Genomic DNA, 18,833 nt, shown 5'->3' on the forward strand with positions numbered 1-18,833 from the left:
TCATGATGTACCTTCCGGGTAGAGTCAGAGGTTTATTATTTTTTTCTGCCCGCAGGTCAGTCGCGACTGACGGTATGGGTTTCTATGTAATCAAAATTGATGTCCTCACCCAGGCCCGGGCGGTCAGAAAGATGCACAAAACCGTGCTCATCCATCGGGTCAACGATGCTGTTCAGATACGCAGCGGGTTCGTCGTATTCGAGGAACGGATGCAGCAGACCGCGCTCGTACCAGCGGCAGTTGCGGATAGCCCCGACCACCGCCAGACTCGCCGCGCCGTTGCCGTGTACTTCGCAGTCCATGCCAAAGGCTTCTGCCAGACTGGCAACTTTCATACACGGCGAGATGCCGCCGACGCCGTTGGCACCGGCGCGTAAAATGTCGCAGGCACCGGCTTTGACCCAGTCCGCACGGCTGTGATGTTTACCGCCGAGACTTTCCGGCCCGATCACGTCGATGGACAAGTTTTCCGCCAGCCAGGCGTAGGACGCCATGCTCTCTTCTTCCATCGGCTCTTCAAACCACGCGAAGTTGAGTTTTTCCAGCGCTTTACCGATGGTCAGTGCCTGACTGCGGCTGTACCAGTGATAGCCGTCGAGCATCAGTTCGATGTCCGGCCCGACGGCTTCACGCACGGCGGCGCAGGCTTTGATGTCCATTTTCGGATCCGGCGCAAACGCCACCGGCGGCATCCAGGTGTGCAGCTTGATGGCCTGATAACCGCGCGCGACCAGTTTTTCAGCAAACTGGCCGAACTCGTCGGGTGTCGACAATCCGCCTTTCAATTCATCGCCGCACATGGTGCTGCCGTAGGCCGGTACTTTCTCGCGGAATCCGCCCAGCAGTTTGTGTACCGGCATGTTCAGTTTGCGGCCGATCAGATCCCACAGCGCCTGCTCGACAAACGACAGCGCCCGTTCGGTCAGCTGATGCGCACTGCCGCGTTGCCAGTGCACCAGATCCTGCCAGAGACGTTCACGGTCGAACGGATTCTGACCGATCAGTACTTTTCTGAAAAAAGCATTCACTACGTGCGGACGCACAACTTCCGGCGGCGCGAACGAATATCCGCAATCGCCTTCATCGGTGGTGATGGTTAACATCGCCATTTTTGCCTGACTTTCTTCACCCGGATGCGAATGACCCGCGCTGTCTGAAACACGACGGGTCGGATAAGTAAAAACAGAGACTTCAACAGAACTTATTTTCACAGCGATACCTGCCATTACTGAGTGAGTTAACGCCCTTCAGGGCGTGCCGCAATTGCGTGTTCATTCAGCAATGTGAGCGCACTCACACTTACTTAAAACCGCAATCCAACAATAATAAAATAGCGTTTCAATATTGAACTTAGACAGTTTCCTGAAGCATTTCCACGGCTAAAAGCCGAAAATTTCCGTGTTTGTTTGGGCATCTGCACGGACGAATGTGAGCATTTTCACGAAAGCAGGGGGAAGTGTGATCTGTACAGGAAATAGACGGAGTGAGTGTGGGGAGATATTCAGTCTTTGTTTGTGATGAAAAAAGTTGTGATCAGAAAAGTGGGCACAGGAAAGCCATTCCGTTAGGCTAGCGGTACTGGAAAGTATTTGGTGATCAGCCGGAGTAGAAAATGTTGCGTGTTATTGATACGGAAACCTGCGGATTGCAGGGTGGCGTGGTGGAAGTGGCCTCCGTCGATATCGAGAACGGGAAAATTGTTAACCCGATGAGTGATCTGGTGCGCCCTGACCGCCCGATCAGCCATCAGGCAATGGCCATCCATAAAATCACCGAAGCGATGGTGGCCGATAAACCGTGGATTGAGGAGATCATCCCGCGTTACCACGGCAGTCAGTATTATGTTGCTCACAATGCCAGTTTTGACCAGCGCATGCTGCCTGATATGTCGGGCGAATGGATTTGTACCGTGAAACTGGCGCGACGTTTATGGCCGGGGATTAAGTACAGTAATATGGCGCTCTACAAATCTCTCAAGCTGCAAGTTGCCACGCCTGCGGACTTGCATCATCACCGTGCGCTGTTTGACTGCTATATTACTGCCGCGCTGCTGATCCGTATCATGGATGAATCCGGCTGGACGCCCGAAGAAATGGTGACCATTACCGGACGCCCGGCGCTGGTCAGCACCATGATGTTCGGGAAATATCGCGGCCGGAAAATTGCAGAAATCGCCGAGGATGATCCGGGGTATTTGCGCTGGATGCTTAAAAACATCAAAGAATTAACGCCCGATTTGCGGATGACGCTCAGACATTATCTCGACGCAGAGTAAGGGATTGAATGTGAGTTAATCCGGGATTTTATTCCTGCATACACTGAGAACCAGTTGTCGCAACCAGCGGTGCGCCGGATCGACTTCTGAACGCGGATGCCACATCTGAGAGATAGTGATTTCGCGGGTGTTCACCGGCAGTTCAAACGCATGTAACCGGTCTGGCTCAGCAATCAGAAATGAAGCGGGGATCAGCGCCACCAGATCGGAGTTTTGTGCAATCGCCAGCGCGGCAGAAAATCCCGGCACGACGGCGGCGATTTTCCGTTTCAATCCGACTTCGGCCAGCGCGTCATCGACAGGCCCATAGGTGCTGTTGCGGCGCGAAACGACAACATGCCCGAAAGACACATACTCGTTCACGGTAATCATTTTCTCACCTGCCAGCGGATGCCCTTTTCTCACCACGCCCATAAACCTGTCGCGGAACAACGTCTGTAAACGAATTTCCGGCCCCATTTCGCCTAAAACACCAATCTCAAGATCGACCCGCCCTTCCCGCAATGCATTCGAGGTTTTTTCCGGTTTTGGCATAAATCTCAAACACACGGAAGGGGCGACCTGCGCCGCCGCGGCAATCATCGCTGCGCCGAAGGCCACCACAAAACCATCATTGGATCGGATCAGGAAAGTGCGCTCAAGTCTGGCGACATTGAAATCTGCCGATGAAGGCCGCAACAGCGCGCGGGCTTCAAAACTGGCATTACGGGCACGCTGGCGGATTTCTTCGGCGTAAGGCGTCAGCACCATATTTCGTCCGGCGCGCACCAGCAGCGGATCGCCGGTACTTTCGCGCAGGCGACCCAGCGTACGGCTCATGGCAGAGGCGCTTAATCCCAGACGTCGGGCAGCAGCGGCTACACTTGCTTCAGCCAGCAGCACATCAAGTGCAATAAGTAAGTTCAGATCGGGTTCAGTCATCTGCACAGAGTAACGCAACAGCAATAATGAGAGAAGGCGTTTGGTGCAGGTATTAAGTGCAGATGCTGCGCCTTCCGCACTATATCACCTGCCGGTATAGTTACCTGACTCAATATCAATAAGGCGAATGCGTTATGGAATTATTTTCCGACAAACCAGGCGATGAAGGATTACCCGGCCATGAACGGGGACTGGCAATGGCCGCCGTGATGATCATGGCGACGATGGCAGTGTTCGACGGCTCGATGGTTAACATTGCCCTGCCGCAAATCGCGCAGGCACTGGACATTTCTGCGGGCGCAGCCGTATGGGTATCGAACGGGTATCTGCTTTCTGCCTCCATGACGCTGGCGATATTTGCCGCGCTCGCCAGCCACATCGGCTTTCGTCGGCTGTTTGCCGCCGGATTGACGGTCTTTACCCTCGCCTCTTTGGGTTGTGCGCTGTCGTCATCCCTCGACATGCTGATTATCATGCGTGTGCTTCAGGGTGTCGGTGCGGCGGCCACGCTGAGCATCGGCCCGGCGATTTTGCGCTCGGTGTTTCCCAATCGTTTACTCGGGCGAATACTGGGGCTGAACGCCCTGATGATCGCCACCAGCACCGCCGTCGCGCCGGTTTTGGGCGGGACAATACTTTCGGCGATGAGCTGGCAGTGGCTGTTCGCCATTAATATTCCGCTCGGTATTGTTGCTGTGATTATTACGCTGCGCGTGGTGCCCTCCAATCCGGCTGGCACGCGTCAGCCATTTGATACGGCGGGCGCAATTCTGTCGGCGGTGGCGCTGGGCGCGCTGATTATGGCCGCCGAATCCTTCGCACATCCGGGCAGTGACGAACTGGCGACAGCCTTAACGTATGGCCTGACAGCAGTGATCGCAGGCGCGGCCTTTGTCTGGCGTCAGCGTCGTGCACCAAAACCACTGCTGCCGCTTGTCATGTTTGCTTCCAGCCGGTTCACGCTGGCGGCGTTCACTTCGCTGGCCTCTTTTGTCAGCCAGGGCATCACTTTTGTCGCGCTGCCGTTTCTCTTCCAGAGCGTTTACGGTTACAGCGCGTTTGTTTCAGCACTGCTTTTCACGCCGTGGCCGCTGGGGATTATTCTCGCCGCGCCGCATGCCGGACGCCTTGCTGACCGCTATCCGGCAGCGATCATTTCGACCGCAGGATTGTGCGTTTTCGCGCTGGGTTTATTGCTGCTGGCAAAACTGCCACCACACCCGCAGATGTGGGATATCGGTCTGCGAAGCTTTATCTGCGGCCTGGGCTTCGGCTGCTTCCAGAGCCCGAACAACCGTGAAATGCTCTCCAGCGCTTCACGGGAAAACAGCGGTTATGCCTCCGGTGTGCTGGCGATCATGCGTACCTTCGGTCAGTGTCTGGGAACGGCGTGTGTCGGCATTATCCTGACCATTTATTCGGCCAGCACTGTGTTACAGGAAGCGCAGGCGGTGAAGGTCAGTTTGTGGGTGGCGGTGATTGCCACGGTGCTGGCGATGCTGATCAGTCTGAGCCGCTTGCGAAACCCTGCCACTCACCTGCAAAATGGCTAAAACTTACACATGCTGATCAAGGATAAATTCTATGCTGGAACTGAGACCCAATTGCGAGTGCTGCAACACCGATCTGCCCCCGGCTGCTGACGCCAGAATTTGTTCATTTGAATGCACATTCTGTATCCCTTGTGCCGAAGATAAACTGAGCGGGACATGCCCCAATTGCGGCGGAGAACTTGTCGCACGCCCGCGCAGACCGGCAAATAAACTGGCGAACAATCCGGCCTCCACCACGCGGGTGTTTAAGCCACAGGGCTGCGCTTCTTAGTAATGGCTGAATGAAATCTGGATCATCATTATAAATAAAGGATTTTTATGCCTCGCTATTTTTCTCTGGTTTCTTCATCTGCACTCATTGGTTCGGTTTTTCTGCTCACCGGATGTCCGCCTCCGCCTGATTTAACCCAGTGGCAGCGCCCCGGCAGTACCATAGATGATGCGCGTGTTGCGATGGGGCAATGCGGCGTCCCGCTTCCGGGGCCGGAACCTTCTTTTACCGATAATGAGTCGGTGCTGTATTACCAGTGCATGGAGGGGAAAGGATTTACCTATAAGGGGGGTTTTCACATTTGCGATTACTACAAAAACACACCTGCCTGCATCGAGAAACAACAGGGTCACCCGCTCAGTCAGCGACAGCTCGAAGCACTGCCTTTTGTCGCTGATGAGGGTTTTCATCCGATCAAACCGGATTCAGGCCGGAATGAATACCAACTCATCAGCTGGCGTAAAGCGGGTGCCTCACGGCATTTTTCGCACGCAGCTGAGAATGACAAGCTCGCGTTACAGGTGATGTATGAATGCGGATATCCAAAACCGCTAGGCTCGGTTCCTTTCGTTCCAACCGTCCTGAAAGCCGCCAAAGTTCAGCAATGTATGCTCGATAATAGTTTTGAACCGAAACATAAACTCATGCTGGTTTGCCGCAACTATCCGCAAGTGACTGGTTGCAAGAAATAGCTGCCACTGCTGAAAAAGTTCCATAAAAAAGGCCGCTTGCGCGGCCTTTCAGATTTCAGAGCTTATGACGGCTAGTTATTTAGCGTCAGCGTCTGGCAGCGCATAAGCGATGATGTAATCGCCCAGTTTGGTGCCGAACGAACCGTGACCGCCTGCTGCGATAACAACGTATTGTTTACCGTTCACAGAATAAGTCATCGGCGTCGCCTGGCCGCCTGCTGGCAGACGTGCTTCCCACAGTTTGTCACCGTTGCTCATATCGAACGCGCGCAGGTAGTTATCTGCGGTCGCGGCGATGAAGAACACGTTACCGGCGGTAGAAATCGGTGCGCCAAGCATTGGCATACCCATTTTGAACGGCAGCGGTAATGGTGAGCTGTCGCGCACGGTGCCGATACGTTTTTTCCACACGATATCGTTGGTTTTCAGGTCAACGCCGGAGATGTAACCCCATGAAGGCTGTTTACAAGGGAAGCCCAGCGGAGACAGGAACGGGTTCAGCGTCACGCCAAATGGCACGCCGTACTGTGGCTGAATGCCAGTCTCAGTACCGGAACCGCCTTTATCGTTCTCGTCTGGCTCCATCGGGTTGCCAGGACCACGTGGGATCAGTTTAGACACGAATGGCAGAGCAATCGGGTTAGCGATAGCCACCTGACGATCGGTATCCACAGAAATACCACCCCACTCGAACATGCCGAGGTTACCCGGGAACACCAGAGTGCCCTGCTCGGATGGCGGTGTGAAGGTGCCTTCGTAACGCAGTTTGTGGAAGATTACACGACACATCAGCTGGTCATAGATCGTTGCGCCCCACATGTCTTTACCGGTCAGTTTGGCTTCCGGACGGAAAGTCAGTTCGGAGAACGGCTGAGTCGGAGAAACGTGGTCGCCTTTCGCTGCGCCTTGTGGAACAGGTTTTTCTGGTGCATCAACAATCAGCTTACCGTCACGGCGATCCAGCACGAAGATGTTACCGGTTTTGGTCGGAACATAAATCGCAGGAACTTTGTTGCCGCTCTTGTCAGTGATATCAGCCAGGGTTGGCTGCGCCGGAACGTCCATATCCCACAGGTCGTGGTGAACAGTCTGGTAGAACCAGGCCAGTTTACCGGTGGTTGCGTTAAGCGCCAGCAGGCCGCTCGCGTAACGTTCCATTTCCGGAGTACGGTTGCCACCCCAGATGTCTGGTGTCGCTACGCCGATTGGCAGGTAGACCAGATCCAGCTTGTCATCATAAGCCGCTGGTGCCCATGAGTTCGGGGAGTTCGGTGTGAAATGCTGACCATCCGCAGGGATTTTGTTTGGTTCAGCAGCACCCGGATCGAATGCCCACAGCAGTTTACCGGTCTCAACATCAAAGCCACGGATAACGCCGGAAGGCTCGCGGTTTGAGTAGTTATCAGTAACCGCACCCGCCACGATGATCACAGATTTAGTGATGATTGGCGGTGAAGTTGGCTCGTAGTGACCCGGCGTTGCGTAAGGCATGTTGCCTTGCAGGTTCAGCTCACCGTTGTTACCGAATGCAGGGCAACGTGCGCCGGTTTCAGCGTCCAGTGCGAACAGACGGCCATCATTAACAGGCAGAATGATACGACGTGAACAGACAGCAGGCGCCGCGCCCTTAGCAGCATCACCTTGTGCCGCAGGCGTAGTCTCATGATAAGACACACCGCGACAGGTCACGTGCTGGAAGGTCGGGTTAGAATTGAGCTGCGGATCGAATTTCCACTTCTCTTTACCGGTCGCGGCATCCAGAGCAAACAGTTTCTGGTGTGGCGTACACAGGTAAAGCATGTCGCCGATCTTAATTGGCGTCACTTCGTCAGTGATTTCGCCCGGATCGTTCGGAGTCTTCAGATCACCGGTACGGAAAGTCCATGCCACGTCGAGTTTGCTGACGTTTTTATCGTTGATCTGGTTCAGTGGTGAGTAACGGGTACCGCCCTGAGTACGGCCATAGGCCGGCCAGTCACTGGCAGGAACGTCGGAATCGGTCGCTGCAGGTGCAGCATCGGCAGCTTTGATGGTGCCGTTGATTTCCTGCGGATCGTTGAAGACGGAGTACGCCAGCACAATCACGGTGAACAGCAGGGAAACGGCCAGTGCGCCACGGGCGAAGGCATTTTTCGCCAGCATCTGGTTATAAACGACTGGCAGCAGGATCCACAGGCCCAGGAAGAAGGTGACGTCTAAACGCGGCGTCAGTGCCCAGAAGTCTGTGCCCACTTCCCACACAGCCCACACCGTGGTGCCGAACAGGAAGATGGCGTACAGCAACAATGCAGAAGAGCGACGGCGATACAGCAACCACGCGGTAACCAGCGAGATAACACCGGCAATAATGTAATAAAGAGAACCACCTAATTTTGCCAGCCAGATACCGCCGACAAGAAGATAAATCCCGCTTAACGCGGCGAACAAAGCGGTAATTATGACGACGATGCGTGATAACGAGGCTTTCGTTTCCATAGTTGATGACCTTACTGATTTTTTATAATCGTCGATTCAGGGTGACCTGAATCTTCAAGAACATCCGGTTCTCACCGGGTGTCATTCCTTGCATGTGCCGCCCTGCTTGACTCAGTGCAGGCGCCGGGCAACACCGCGTGGTTCATTTTTCTTACTGACTAAAAACGCTTACTTTATGGAATCTATTCGAAACTATAAGAAAGCGTAGCGCCGCCACCGTAGTTTCTGCCAGGTGCCGGTTCGAAATAGCGACCGTTACCTTCATTGACGATGACAGAACCGACGTAATTTCTGTCGAACAGATTGTCGACGCGGGTAAACAGGTCGAGCGTCACTTTGTTCCAGTTGAAGCGATAACCCGCATTCACGCTGGCGACGGTATAAGCCGGTGCCTGCTCACTGTTTTCGTCATTCACTTCGATGTCACTCATGTAGCGCACATCAGCGCCAGCATGCCAGCCATCAACCGGTGCCCACTCCAGAGAAGCGTAGCCCATGTTGCGTGCGATACCCGGCAGACGGTTGCCCGCTGGCGTGCAATCCCCGGCGCCGCAGGTCTCATTGCGGAAGGTGGCATCGAGTAAAGTCCAGGCCATTTTGACGCGCCAGTTTTCTTCAATCTGCTGATCTAACGACAGTTCCAGTCCGCGACGACGGGTCTTACCGGCGTTGGTATAACTCGAGCGTCCGCCGACACTTTCTGCAACAATTAACTCGTCGTCGGTATCAGTCTGGAAGACCGCGGCGGTAACTAAGCCATTGCCGACGCGCCATTTGCTGCCCAGTTCAACCGTGTTGCTGGTCGAAGGTTCCAGCCCCAGGTTCAGGCCAGATTTGCCGTCAGTGCGGTAAGAAAGCTCATTAATGGTTGGCGTTTCAAAACCGCGACCGGCAGAGATATAGGTGTTCAGCGCCGGCGTCACCGCATAATTCAGTGAAGCCATTGGCAGCAGCTTGTGATAACGACGCGAACCGCTGTCATCCGGATTACTGCCGGTAATGTAGTAATCCTGTGAGTCAAAACTCACGGTGCTGTAGCGCGCACCGGCATCCAGCGTCCAGCGCGACGTCAGGTTCCACGTGGTTTGCAGATAGGGATCGAGGTTCCACATCACGTTCTTTTCATTGCGACGTTCGTCGCCTTTCACGCCCAGATCGCCTTCATCATTGAAGTTTTCATAACCAAAGCGGCGTTCGGTCATGGTTTCATAATCCAGACCACCGGTAACGGAAAACGGCACAGAACCAATCTGATCGTCATGTTTCCAGCGGGTATCCACGCCGGAGTATTTACGTTCCAGAACGATCACCCCGCCTGCGTTCAGCGGATTCTTCTGCGATGCCGCCGGAATGGTCTGGTATTGCGTGGTGTGGCGCTCGCCGTGATAGGTCATCAGGCTGAACTCATCGTTCTCGCCCATCTGACGCTGATAACGCAGGCCAACCTGAGTCTGATCCAGCGATTTGCGCGCATTGTATTGATCGGCGCGTTTCGCCTGCGTCGGGTCATCGTGCCATTCGGATTCAGTCAGACCGCCCGGATCGTTCGCATCGACAGAGACGCTGTTAAACATCAGCGTCAGGGTACTGTCATCGTCAATGCGCACGCCCAGTTTGCCGTTACCGAGGTTTTTCTGCGTACCGCTGTGGTCGCGGTAGCCGTCAGTGGTGAAACGCGAGCCGGAAATCAGGTAATTCACATCACCCGCGTGCGTGCCGTCGCCGGTCGCACCGCTGGCTTTTACGCTGTTACGGAACGAGCCGTAACTGCCAAAATAAGTGCCTGCTTCAAGTTTTGCAGGCTGCGAACCGGTTTGGGTATCCACGTTCACCACGCCGCCGGAAGCATTGCCGTACAGCGCCGAGAAGGGACCGCGCAATACTTCCACGCGTTCTACCGAGTTCAGATCGATATTGGAGGTCTGGCCCTGCCCGTCCGGCATCGTGGCCGGAATACCATCAACGTAAATACGCACACCGCGCACGCCGTACATCGAACGGCTGCCGAAGCCACGCACGGAAAGTTGGAGATCCTGCGCGTAATTCTGGCGGTTCTGCACCTGTAAACCCGGAACGCTGCCGAGGCTTTCTGACAGGTTGACCTGCGCTTTGCTGTTTCTGAAATCGTCGCCATCCACGACGCTGACCGCTGCGGGTGTGTCCAGTTCTGACAGACCGCCGCTGATTTCGCGTTTAATGATCATCAGGGAAGAAGAGTCTGATGAATCGCCCGTATCGCCCTTAGAGGCGTCGGTCGCTGACTGCGCGTAACTGACTGAAACCGGGTTCAAAAAAGACAAGAACGTGATGATAAAAGCAGAGGTTTTGGCGTTCACTTTATGAGTTCTTTTGTTTTGTGTTAAAAGGCTGGGTCAAAAACAAGACACATCTCTCAATTTAAGACATTAGAAGTAGACATAAATCGACCGTTCTGATTGAGAGCCGTAAGGGGCTCACTATAGATTTTTTCTTCCTGTTAGTACATACGCAACTTTACAAATATAACTTTTTAACAAAATACCGCACGCAGTGTGCATCATGATGCGATTTCTCAATTAAATCCCCGCGTAAACTTCGTGGATTAATTGGCCTGATACCGTTTTAAGGCCGGACAGAATAAAACACCGCTTTCATTTGAAAATTCACCGGATAAATCGACGCGTATAATAAACCAGTAAATGGTAACGGTTACATTATAGGTAATTAACTGATATAAAACATATAAATCATAACCAAGAAATGCCCATTACGACTATTAATCATGCGCTACTTACGGTTAGGTAATTTGACTTTCATCTTTCGAAACCGCACAAACTGAATCAAAGTCAGAATAAATATAGACCACTATTTTAAGACAAGAGAATATTCTCTGACGTTTTTTCACCCAATTGGTTCCGGGTAATGAAACCTCCCCTTCTTTACATAAGATATAAAATCAAAATCCATTCCACTGTTTAAAATATCCACAACCCGCTCAGGGAAACCGCTTCCACGACCTTAGCCGCCCTGCCCTGATGACGTTTTTGTCATGATCGCGTCACTTCTCTGTCAGACCGTCAGGCTCACAGTGGCCTCACAGACTGATGTTCATTCCGGTTTAAAACGAATAGAGGAAGTGCCATGCGTTTACGTTTAGCTTCAACATTGTTGGCCGCCGCGGCGGCGTTGGGTTCACAGACAGCCGCTACGCCCGGCGAGTAAACGCAATCATCAGGGAAAGTGCGTAGACGACGCTGCCGAGAAAAGCAGCGGGGGCGAGATTATCGAACAGATGCCCGGGCTGGGCATCTGAGTACAGCACCAGCGCGACAACGGAGATGCCCATCATCGCGCCGGGAATGTGGATCCAGCGGGTTAAGCGTTGCTTTTGCGCTTTATAGGCAGCGAATTCCTGATTCGTGCGTTCCAGCGCCTGGCTAAGCCGTTCGCAATCTTCTTCGTTATCGCGAAAACGTTCTGCCAGACGGCTGTTTTCATTCTGAAGTTCAGCGAGCTGCTTTTTCAGTTTCGCCCTTTCGCTCTTCGTGTTTTGCGCTTCGTACTCTTCCAGTTTCAGGCTGGCACGCAGTTGCGTGACTTTACGGTTCGCCTCAGCCGTCAGTTCTTTCTGCTGTCCGAGCAGCGCATAATTGCCATCTGCACGGCGGTTGGCAGCGTGACGTTTGTCTTCTTCCTCAACAACCTGGCCCTGTAGCTTGTCGCGGGCGGCAGCCATCGCCGCCATCTGACTGCCCATATAAGCAACAAGATTTCTGGACTCTTCCAGCCCGGCGGAGGCAGAGTTCCCGGCGGTTTGCTGGCGCGAGCGCATCAGCGCCAGTTCGTCAGCGTGCTGCTTTTTCTGTATTTCAGACTGGCGCAGCAGTTCGCTGACCCGCGTGTTCAGACGGTACAGCTCGCCTTCAAGTCGCTGAACGTCTTCTTTATTTCCGCTGCTGGTTTGGTTGCGTGCAACGGCCAGTTCATGGGTCAGGCTGCGCACCTGTTTTTCCAGTGACGCCAGTTTTTCCAGCGTGACGGCGGTGTCTTTAAAAACGGTTTTGACTTTGGCTTTATCGGCTTCGGCGCGGCTGAAACTGACGCCTCTGAGCGCGCTTTCCACTTCGCGGGCGATAGACGTTTTATCCATTGCCTTCATCCGGTTGCACGCGCTGGCCAGAAAAGTGGCCGCTTCATTGCTGTTACCGGTGCCAAAGGCTTGTTTGATAAGGCTCTGTATCACGCTCATGGTTGTCGCGCTCACCTGCAGTAAAAGTCAGGACACTCCCGTTGTGACCCCGTTTACTTATTGTATCAGATAGGATTTATTTTATTTACAGGAGTTATTTTAAGCGAAGTGAGTACAGCAGGATCCGTGGATTTTAGCATTTGCCCCGTAAACCCTCGCCCAGTCGGGCAGGGATATAAGGGGTGCTAATCAGGGGTTTTCTGCGATTCAACATACGCTTTCAGTGTTTCAATTGTTGCTCCGCCAGCGCTACAGGCAAAGTAGGAACGTGACCAGAGCACTCCGGCATTACTTTGCTTGCGAAGATGGGTATTTAAAATCCTGACATAACGGCTGCTGGTTGATTTAAGGTTATTAACCAGCACGCTGATAGCCAGTTTGGGCGGGTATGCAACCAGGATGTGAACGTGATCCGCTTCGCCATCCATTTCTAAAATCTCAACCTCAAGCGACTCAGCCGCTGATTTAAATGCCTCTCTGATCTGACCAATCATCGCACCATCGAGCAAACGGCGGCGATACTTTGTCGTAAAGATTAAATGCACGACCAGTTTACTGACTGAATGACGACGGCAAAGATACCCTGCCAACTCATCGCTATGCACACTCACTTGAAAAACACCCATCAAAGTAACATAATTCAATGATATTACAGGTGAGCGGCTAAAATGAAAAGGGCAACCAAAGTACGTATTTACCCGGATGGCGAGCAGGCGGTATTTTTAAATGCCCAGTTCGGCGCGGTGCGTTTTGCATACAATAAAGCTCTTCATATCAGTCGTCATATGTACCAACGCCACGGCGTATCTGTCAGCATTAAACGCGACTTAAAGCCTTTACTGGCTGTGGGTAAAAAGTCGCGCCGCTATAGTTGGCTGAAAGAATATGACTCCCTGGCATTGCAGCAGGCCGTAATTAACCTCAATACAGCGTTTGGGAATTTTTTCAAGAAACGTGCTCACTTTCCCACTTTCAAGAGTAAACACGGCAAGCAATCGAGCTACCACCCGAACGGTAAGGTGTTAACTGACGCTATCCAACTCCCTAAAATGAAACCCGTCCGGGCAAACATTCACCGGGAGATAATCGGAAAGGTTTCCAGTATTACGATCAGTCGCAATGCGACGGGCAAATATTTTGCCTCAATTCTGTGCGACGACGGACAGGAAGCGCCAGAAAAGCCGAGCCTTATTACCTGTGTAACAGGCTACGATATGGGGTTATCGCACTACCTGATCCCCTCAAGCGGCGATAAAGTAAATAACCCCCGCCACCTGATAAACGCGAGTCGTAACCTGCGGCGCAAACAGAAGGCACTATCCCGGAAAAAACAGGGTAGCGCTAACCGTAGTAAGGCGCGTTTACTGCTGGCCGCAGTACATGAGCGGGTAGCTAATGCCCGCGCTGATTTTCAGCACAAACTCTCTCGTGCAATTGTTGACGAAAACCAAGCGGTAATTGTAGAGACGCTAAAATCAGCAAATATGATGAAGAACCACTGTCTCGCTCGGGCTATTGGTGACGCAGCCTGGCAGGGTTTCATTATGAAAGTGGAATATAAAGCCGCAGCCGAAGGTGTTCATCTGGTCAAGCTAAATCAATGGTTTGCCAGTTCGAAAACCTGTCATTGTTGCGGTCACAAAATGGTTGATATGCCGCTACATAAACGCATATGGCAATGCCCTACCTGTAATATTGAACATGACCGAGACATAAACGCGGCGATGAACATACAGAATAAAGGCATAACAGAACTTATGGCGGCGGGACTCGTCGTTACTGCCCATCGAGGCCAGTGTAAGTCCGTCATAAAGGCGGTTGCGGCCTAAGAAGTGGGAAGCCTCGCCGTTTACGGCGGGGAGCAGTCACGACTTAAATCGCGATCACCCGCAGACTCTGCACCCCTTTTGCGCCGAGCATCAGCGCACTTTCGCTGTCGGCCATCGCGGCGGGCCCCGTCACCATCACCGTAAAACGGGCATTGAAGGGTTGCGGCTGGCGATGAGCAAGGTGCAGATGTTCGATGATGTGCTGCACGTCGAGCAGCACCACCAGATGTTTCGCCATCGCACTGAGGGAATTCACGCAAAGCTGCGGATCGCTGAGAAACACTGCACCGGTTTCGGCCACACCAAAACAGGCGCGAACCACGCCGACATCCACATCTTTAAGCGCTGCCGCCTGCGTGCGGGCGCTGAAATCCACTTCCGCGATAATTTCCGGTGTGGCGGAACAAAACAGGGAATCCACCGGATACAACCCGCGCAGATAGGCGTTCAGCGTGGTGTAGCCATTCTGCGGCGTATGCAAAAACGTATCGTCCCAGACGCCGCCCATCAGGGTCAGCGCGCGGCCAAATTCTTCAGGCAGATTGGGAATTTCAGTCTGTGGCGGAAATAGCGTTTGCATGATTTTATGCTGACGAATGCCGGTGAGGAAATCGTTGCGGCTCATGATATGTCCTTATAAGCCGGAGTCAGGTTGCCCCGCTCCGGCCGTTACTGCTGATTAGTGGAATTGCAAATACGCGACGTGCGTTTGCAGATATTCCTGCAAGCCGTGTTTGCCGTCTGCACCACCGACGCCTGATTTACGCCAGCCCGCGTGGAAGCCCTGCATCGCTTCAAAGTTTTCACGGTTGATGTACGTCTCACCGAATTTCAGTTGTTTCAGCGCTTTCATTGCGGTGTTGATGTTGCTGGTGTAAATCGACGACGTCAGGCCGTATTCACTGTCATTGGCCATCGCGATGGCTTCGTCCAGCGTTTTAAATGTCGCGACAGGCAACACCGGACCAAACACTTCTTCGTGCATGATCGGCATATCTTGCGTCACATCCACCAGCACCGTTGGCTGATAGAAAAATCCTTTGTCGCCATGACGTTTGCCGCCCAGCAGCACTTTCGCGCCCTGCGACACTGCTTTCGCCACTTTATCTTCCACACGCTGCAAGGCTGCACCACTGATCAGCGGACCCATATCCAGCTCTTTTTGTTCGGCAGTATTGCCAAACGTGACTTTTTTCATCGCTTCGCCGATGCGCGAAATGAATTCGTCGTAGACGCCTTCCTGAACGTAAACACGTTCGGCGCAGTTACACACCTGCCCGGTATTGATGACGCGGGAGCTGACTATGGCTTTTACCGCCAGATCCAAATCGGCGTCATTCATCACGATGGCCGGGGCTTTACCGCCCAGTTCCAGCGAGACTTTCGTGACGTTCTGCGCTGCGGCGGTCATGGTGGCGATACCCGCCGCCACGCTGCCGGTCAGGCTGACCATGCCGACTTTCGGGTTGGCTGCCAGTTCCTGACCGACGGTCGGACCGTAACCGGTCACAATATTCAGCACGCCCTTTGGCAGACCAATTTTGTGGATGATTTCAGCAAAGATCACCGCGTTGTTCGGCGTGATTTCACTCGGTTTGATCACGATAGTATTACCGGTAATCAGCGCCGGTGCCGCCTTACGGGCAATCAGGAAGAACGGGAAGTTCCACGGCAAAATACCGGTGGTCACGCCGATAGCTTTTCGGAATACAAAGATGTTTTCATTGGGACGGTCGCTCTGAATGATTTCGCCTTCGTATCGGCGCGCCCATTCCGCCATGTAATCGAGATAATCCGCGGTGAACAGCACTTCGGTTTGCGCCAGCCCGTAGGTTTTGCCGCCTTCAGCAATAATGGTGTCCGTCAGTTCGGCTTCGCGCTCGCGGATACCGGCGGCGATTTTATGCAGCCATACGCCGCGTTCAACCGCAGGCAATGCTTCCCAGCCTGGTTGCGCCGCTTCGGCGGCATCAATGGCTCTTCTGGCATCTTCTGCCGAGCCTTCAGGGATCTGCGAAATCACCTGTTCCGTTGCCGGATTCACAACGTCAATCCACTTACCGCCGGTGTTTTCAACGAATTCGCCGTTGATGTACATACGTTTCTGAACTGTGCTCATGTAGGGAGTCTCCAAGGTACGGATAGAGGTGATGAACGAGTTGTTAATAAAAAAGCTCTTTTTTGTGAAGTTTTAACAGCCTGTTCTATCCGTCTGGTTTTTACCTTTCCGTGATTGCCATTTAATTTTGAGAAATGGCAAAAATGTCATGGTTGGGTTGCCCGACATAACATTTCTGCAAATTGTGGTGATATCTACTGACGGACACTTCTTGGCGCATAGCCAAACTCGCGTTTGAACAATGTGGAGAAGTAATTGCTGTCGCAAAAACCGCAGTTATGAGCGATCTCGGTAATCGGGCTGTCGCTGAAACGCAGCATATTGCGCGCATTAAGCAGGCGCAGACGGTTGAGATAATTGAGCGGCGTGCAGCCGGTTTGCTGTTTCATCTGCCGGTGCAAGGTGCGCAGCGACATCGAGAACTGCGCAGCCAGTTGCGGCCAGTCGATTTCTTCGTCGTAATGTTCGTTCATCCAGTCCAGCAAATTATTCAGGTCACCGCCCTGCCCGCGATAACCCACGTCGCGGCTGCCTTTACGCAGCAATAGCAGGAGTTGCATAAAGTACAGCTCCTGCTGCGCCTGATTTTCCGGTGACAGGCTGAAGGGCTTACGCGCGAGCAGGTCAATCAGGGTTTTGGCCTGAGTTATCTGATTCGGACTGATGCGCCAGTGCGCCGGATAAATTCCGTCCACTTCCTGCGGTAACAAATCGCTGACGCCATTCAGGAAACGAAACGCATTCGGGCTGCGGTACAGCACGTTGGTCAGATGCAGATTGTCGGTATCTTCATAAAGATGGTGGTCGCTGTGGCGGACAAAACAGACGCTGCCGGCACTGAGGATCAGCGGCTGGTCGTTGAAAACGTGCGTGCCAGTACCCTGCTCGACCAGAACAATTTCATTGAAATCCTGATGATGATGTTCGGGAAACGTTTCCTGCGGATAACGGGGTTCAATGGCGACCGGAAAATCCCCTGAGGAAAAATACTCACTACTGCGTAGCACGGTCATTTCCGACTCCTTATTAACATTATCGTAATATCTTAGTCGTCACCGGCGCGGCTATAAGGCTGAAACTGTGATCCGCCAGCCGCTTTTGAACAAAACATTTCCCTCCTTACGAAATCCTGCGCCATCCGCCGTACCGCGTGGCTTTACACCTTATTTAAGTACGGACTTCAGAGACCGGTAAGATGTGGTTTTCTGACCGTTTGGTATGACCGAAACAAAATTGTTATCAAATTGTGAGGTTGTTCGCTTAAACCTTTGCATCTTTGCCATAGTTGGCGCTGAACTGGCACTCGCGGAAAGGTCAGTCTGAAGGCAACCTCCTAGAGTCGTGATCATGCGCCTGGCGCGTCGGCAACTTTTCGTCGTTAAACTTTTTGCAGATTTATGCGAATAGCATGCGGAGTACCAACAATGAAATTAAAACACGTACTGAGCCTTACCCTGATGGCGAGCAGCATCCTGCTGGCAGGCGCGGCATCGGCAGAAGTCAAAATTGCGCTGGTAGCGAAATCGCTGGGCAACGGTTTTTTTGAGGCGGCTAACGTCGGTGCGCAGCAGGCAGCCAAAGAACTGGGGGACGTTAAGGTAATTTATACCGGTCCGACCACCACCACCGCCGAAGCGCAGATTGAAGTGCTGAACGGCCTGATCGCGCAGGGCGTCGATGCCATTGCCGTCTCCGCAAACGACCCTGATGCGCTGGTGCCGGTACTGAAAAAAGCCATGCAGCGCGGGATTAAAGTGGTGTCGTGGGATTCCGGCGTTGCTAAAGATGGCCGTCAGATCCACCTCAATCCTTCCAATAACGCGCTGATCGGCGAAACTAACGTCAAACTGGCCGCCGATGCGCTGAAAGCCCTGAACGTGGAAAAAGGCGATGTGGCAATCCTCAGCGCCACGCCAACCTCGACTAACCAGAATCTGTGGATCGCAGAGATGAAAAAGGTGCTGCCGAAATATCCTTCGGTGAATCTGGTGACTGTCGCTTACGGCGATGATCTGTCAGATAAAAGCTACCGTGAAACCATCGGATTGCTGAAATCCTACCCGGATCTGAAAGTGATTATTTCTCCGTCTTCCGTCGGTATCGTGGCGGCGGCACAGGCGGTGAAAGATCAGGGCAAAATCGGCAAGGTTTACGTAACCGGCCTGGGGTTGCCGTCTGAAATGGCGGGTGCGGTGAAATCCGGGGCAACGAAAAGTTTCGCCATCTGGAACCCGATTGATCTGGGCTACGCCGCAACGTATCTGGCAGACGATTTAGTCAAAGGCACCGCCACCAAAACCGAAGCCAGCATGGGCCGTTTAGGCAAGGTGAAACTGGATGCTGACGGCAGCGGCGCGATGGCAGAACCGTTTGTCTATGACGCCAGTAACATCGACAAATTCTCCAAAATCTTCTGATCCTGAATGCGGCTCATCGTGATGCGGTGAGCCGTTTTGTTGTGCTTAGCCAG

The 18,833-nt window shown here is 53.1% G+C and carries 15 protein-coding genes; 6 read left to right on the forward strand and 9 right to left on the reverse strand.

What is annotated here, in order from left to right; genetic code table 11:
• Positions 1-56: 56 nt before the first annotated feature.
• Complete coding sequence (locus tag EC840_RS06530) at positions 57-1,211, reverse strand: mandelate racemase family protein (RefSeq protein WP_037033211.1); 1,155 nt, start codon at positions 1,209-1,211, stop codon at positions 57-59.
• A gap of 401 nt (positions 1,212-1,612) precedes the next feature.
• On the opposite strand from EC840_RS06530, the gene exoX reads away from it, so the two are divergent.
• Entirely contained in the window at positions 1,613-2,275 is a 663-nt protein-coding gene (gene exoX / locus EC840_RS06535) for an exodeoxyribonuclease X (RefSeq protein ID WP_120162919.1), read from the forward strand.
• Positions 2,276-2,290: 15 nt separating this feature from the next.
• On the opposite strand, the gene EC840_RS06540 is transcribed toward exoX, so the two are convergent.
• On the reverse strand, positions 2,291-3,196 hold the full coding sequence (locus tag EC840_RS06540) for a LysR family transcriptional regulator (protein WP_132964534.1): 906 nt from the start codon (positions 3,194-3,196) through the stop codon (positions 2,291-2,293).
• 134 nt (positions 3,197-3,330) lie between these two features.
• Here EC840_RS06540 and EC840_RS06545 point away from each other — a divergent pair, with 134 nt between their 5' ends.
• From EC840_RS06545 to EC840_RS06555, 3 genes are read left to right on the forward strand one after another with little or no spacing between them, the layout of a single operon-like run.
• Positions 3,331-4,749, forward strand: coding sequence for an MFS transporter (locus tag EC840_RS06545; protein WP_132964536.1), 1,419 nt, complete (start codon positions 3,331-3,333; stop codon positions 4,747-4,749).
• 31 nt (positions 4,750-4,780) lie between these two features.
• Complete coding sequence (locus EC840_RS06550) at positions 4,781-5,020, forward strand: DUF1272 domain-containing protein (RefSeq protein ID WP_132964538.1); 240 nt, start codon at positions 4,781-4,783, stop codon at positions 5,018-5,020.
• 47 nt (positions 5,021-5,067) lie between these two features.
• Complete coding sequence (locus tag EC840_RS06555; protein WP_113876630.1) at positions 5,068-5,712, forward strand: hypothetical protein; 645 nt, start codon at positions 5,068-5,070, stop codon at positions 5,710-5,712.
• Between the two features lie 75 nt (positions 5,713-5,787).
• Here the strand turns inward: EC840_RS06555 and EC840_RS06560 are convergent, their stop codons facing one another.
• The 4 genes from EC840_RS06560 to tnpA form a co-directional block, all read right to left on the reverse strand.
• Positions 5,788-8,187 carry a glucose/quinate/shikimate family membrane-bound PQQ-dependent dehydrogenase gene (locus tag EC840_RS06560; protein ID WP_132964540.1) on the reverse strand — a complete coding sequence of 800 codons (2,400 nt, stop codon included), beginning with the start codon at positions 8,185-8,187 and terminating at the stop codon, positions 5,788-5,790.
• Between the two features lie 182 nt (positions 8,188-8,369).
• On the reverse strand, positions 8,370-10,523 hold the full coding sequence (gene pqqU / locus EC840_RS06565) for a TonB-dependent receptor PqqU (protein ID WP_132964542.1): 2,154 nt from the start codon (positions 10,521-10,523) through the stop codon (positions 8,370-8,372).
• An 848-nt stretch (positions 10,524-11,371) separates the two neighbouring features.
• A complete protein-coding gene (locus EC840_RS06570; protein WP_132964544.1) occupies positions 11,372-12,415 on the reverse strand; it encodes a hypothetical protein in 1,044 nt (347 codons plus the stop codon).
• A gap of 185 nt (positions 12,416-12,600) precedes the next feature.
• On the reverse strand, positions 12,601-13,026 hold the full coding sequence (gene tnpA, locus EC840_RS06575) for an IS200/IS605 family transposase (protein WP_132964820.1): 426 nt from the start codon (positions 13,024-13,026) through the stop codon (positions 12,601-12,603).
• 57 nt (positions 13,027-13,083) lie between these two features.
• Here tnpA and EC840_RS06580 point away from each other — a divergent pair, with 57 nt between their 5' ends.
• On the forward strand, positions 13,084-14,244 hold the full coding sequence (locus EC840_RS06580) for an RNA-guided endonuclease TnpB family protein (RefSeq protein WP_132964546.1): 1,161 nt from the start codon (positions 13,084-13,086) through the stop codon (positions 14,242-14,244).
• Between the two features lie 43 nt (positions 14,245-14,287).
• Here EC840_RS06580 and EC840_RS06585 read toward each other — a convergent pair whose 3' ends face one another.
• The 3 genes from EC840_RS06585 to rhaS (EC840_RS06595) form a co-directional block, all read right to left on the reverse strand.
• Positions 14,288-14,869 (reverse strand): LUD domain-containing protein, encoded by a 582-nt coding sequence (locus EC840_RS06585; protein ID WP_132964548.1) that lies wholly within the window; start codon positions 14,867-14,869, stop codon positions 14,288-14,290.
• Between the two features lie 54 nt (positions 14,870-14,923).
• Positions 14,924-16,363, reverse strand: coding sequence for an aldehyde dehydrogenase (gene aldA, locus EC840_RS06590; RefSeq protein WP_120162911.1), 1,440 nt, complete (start codon positions 16,361-16,363; stop codon positions 14,924-14,926).
• 194 nt (positions 16,364-16,557) lie between these two features.
• Positions 16,558-17,376 carry an HTH-type transcriptional activator RhaS gene (gene rhaS, locus EC840_RS06595; RefSeq protein WP_132964550.1) on the reverse strand — a complete coding sequence of 273 codons (819 nt, stop codon included), beginning with the start codon at positions 17,374-17,376 and terminating at the stop codon, positions 16,558-16,560.
• Positions 17,377-17,787: 411 nt separating this feature from the next.
• Here rhaS (EC840_RS06595) and rhaS (EC840_RS06600) point away from each other — a divergent pair, with 411 nt between their 5' ends.
• Positions 17,788-18,780 carry a rhamnose ABC transporter substrate-binding protein gene (rhaS, locus tag EC840_RS06600; RefSeq protein ID WP_056779797.1) on the forward strand — a complete coding sequence of 331 codons (993 nt, stop codon included), beginning with the start codon at positions 17,788-17,790 and terminating at the stop codon, positions 18,778-18,780.
• The last annotated feature ends 53 nt before the right edge of the window (positions 18,781-18,833 follow it).

Origin of the sequence: Rahnella sp. JUb53 (assembly GCF_004346065.1) — a bacterium.
Classification (GTDB): domain Bacteria; phylum Pseudomonadota; class Gammaproteobacteria; order Enterobacterales; family Enterobacteriaceae; genus Rahnella; species Rahnella variigena.

Bases quoted from the DNA above. Each gene is read 5' to 3' on its own strand.
- exoX (WP_120162919.1), top strand. From the start codon at position 1,613: ATGTTGCGTGTTATTGATACGGAAACCTGCGGATTGCAGGGTGGCGTG.
- EC840_RS06540 (WP_132964534.1), bottom strand. From the start codon at position 3,196: ATGACTGAACCCGATCTGAACTTACTTATTGCACTTGATGTGCTGCTG.
- EC840_RS06545 (WP_132964536.1), top strand. From the start codon at position 3,331: ATGGAATTATTTTCCGACAAACCAGGCGATGAAGGATTACCCGGCCAT.
- EC840_RS06550 (WP_132964538.1), top strand. From the start codon at position 4,781: ATGCTGGAACTGAGACCCAATTGCGAGTGCTGCAACACCGATCTGCCC.
- EC840_RS06555 (WP_113876630.1), top strand. From the start codon at position 5,068: ATGCCTCGCTATTTTTCTCTGGTTTCTTCATCTGCACTCATTGGTTCG.
- EC840_RS06560 (WP_132964540.1), bottom strand. From the start codon at position 8,187: ATGGAAACGAAAGCCTCGTTATCACGCATCGTCGTCATAATTACCGCT.
- EC840_RS06570 (WP_132964544.1), bottom strand. From the start codon at position 12,415: ATGAGCGTGATACAGAGCCTTATCAAACAAGCCTTTGGCACCGGTAAC.
- EC840_RS06580 (WP_132964546.1), top strand. From the start codon at position 13,084: ATGAAAAGGGCAACCAAAGTACGTATTTACCCGGATGGCGAGCAGGCG.
- EC840_RS06585 (WP_132964548.1), bottom strand. From the start codon at position 14,869: ATGAGCCGCAACGATTTCCTCACCGGCATTCGTCAGCATAAAATCATG.
- aldA (WP_120162911.1), bottom strand. From the start codon at position 16,363: ATGAGCACAGTTCAGAAACGTATGTACATCAACGGCGAATTCGTTGAA.
- rhaS (WP_132964550.1), bottom strand. From the start codon at position 17,376: ATGACCGTGCTACGCAGTAGTGAGTATTTTTCCTCAGGGGATTTTCCG.
- rhaS (WP_056779797.1), top strand. From the start codon at position 17,788: ATGAAATTAAAACACGTACTGAGCCTTACCCTGATGGCGAGCAGCATC.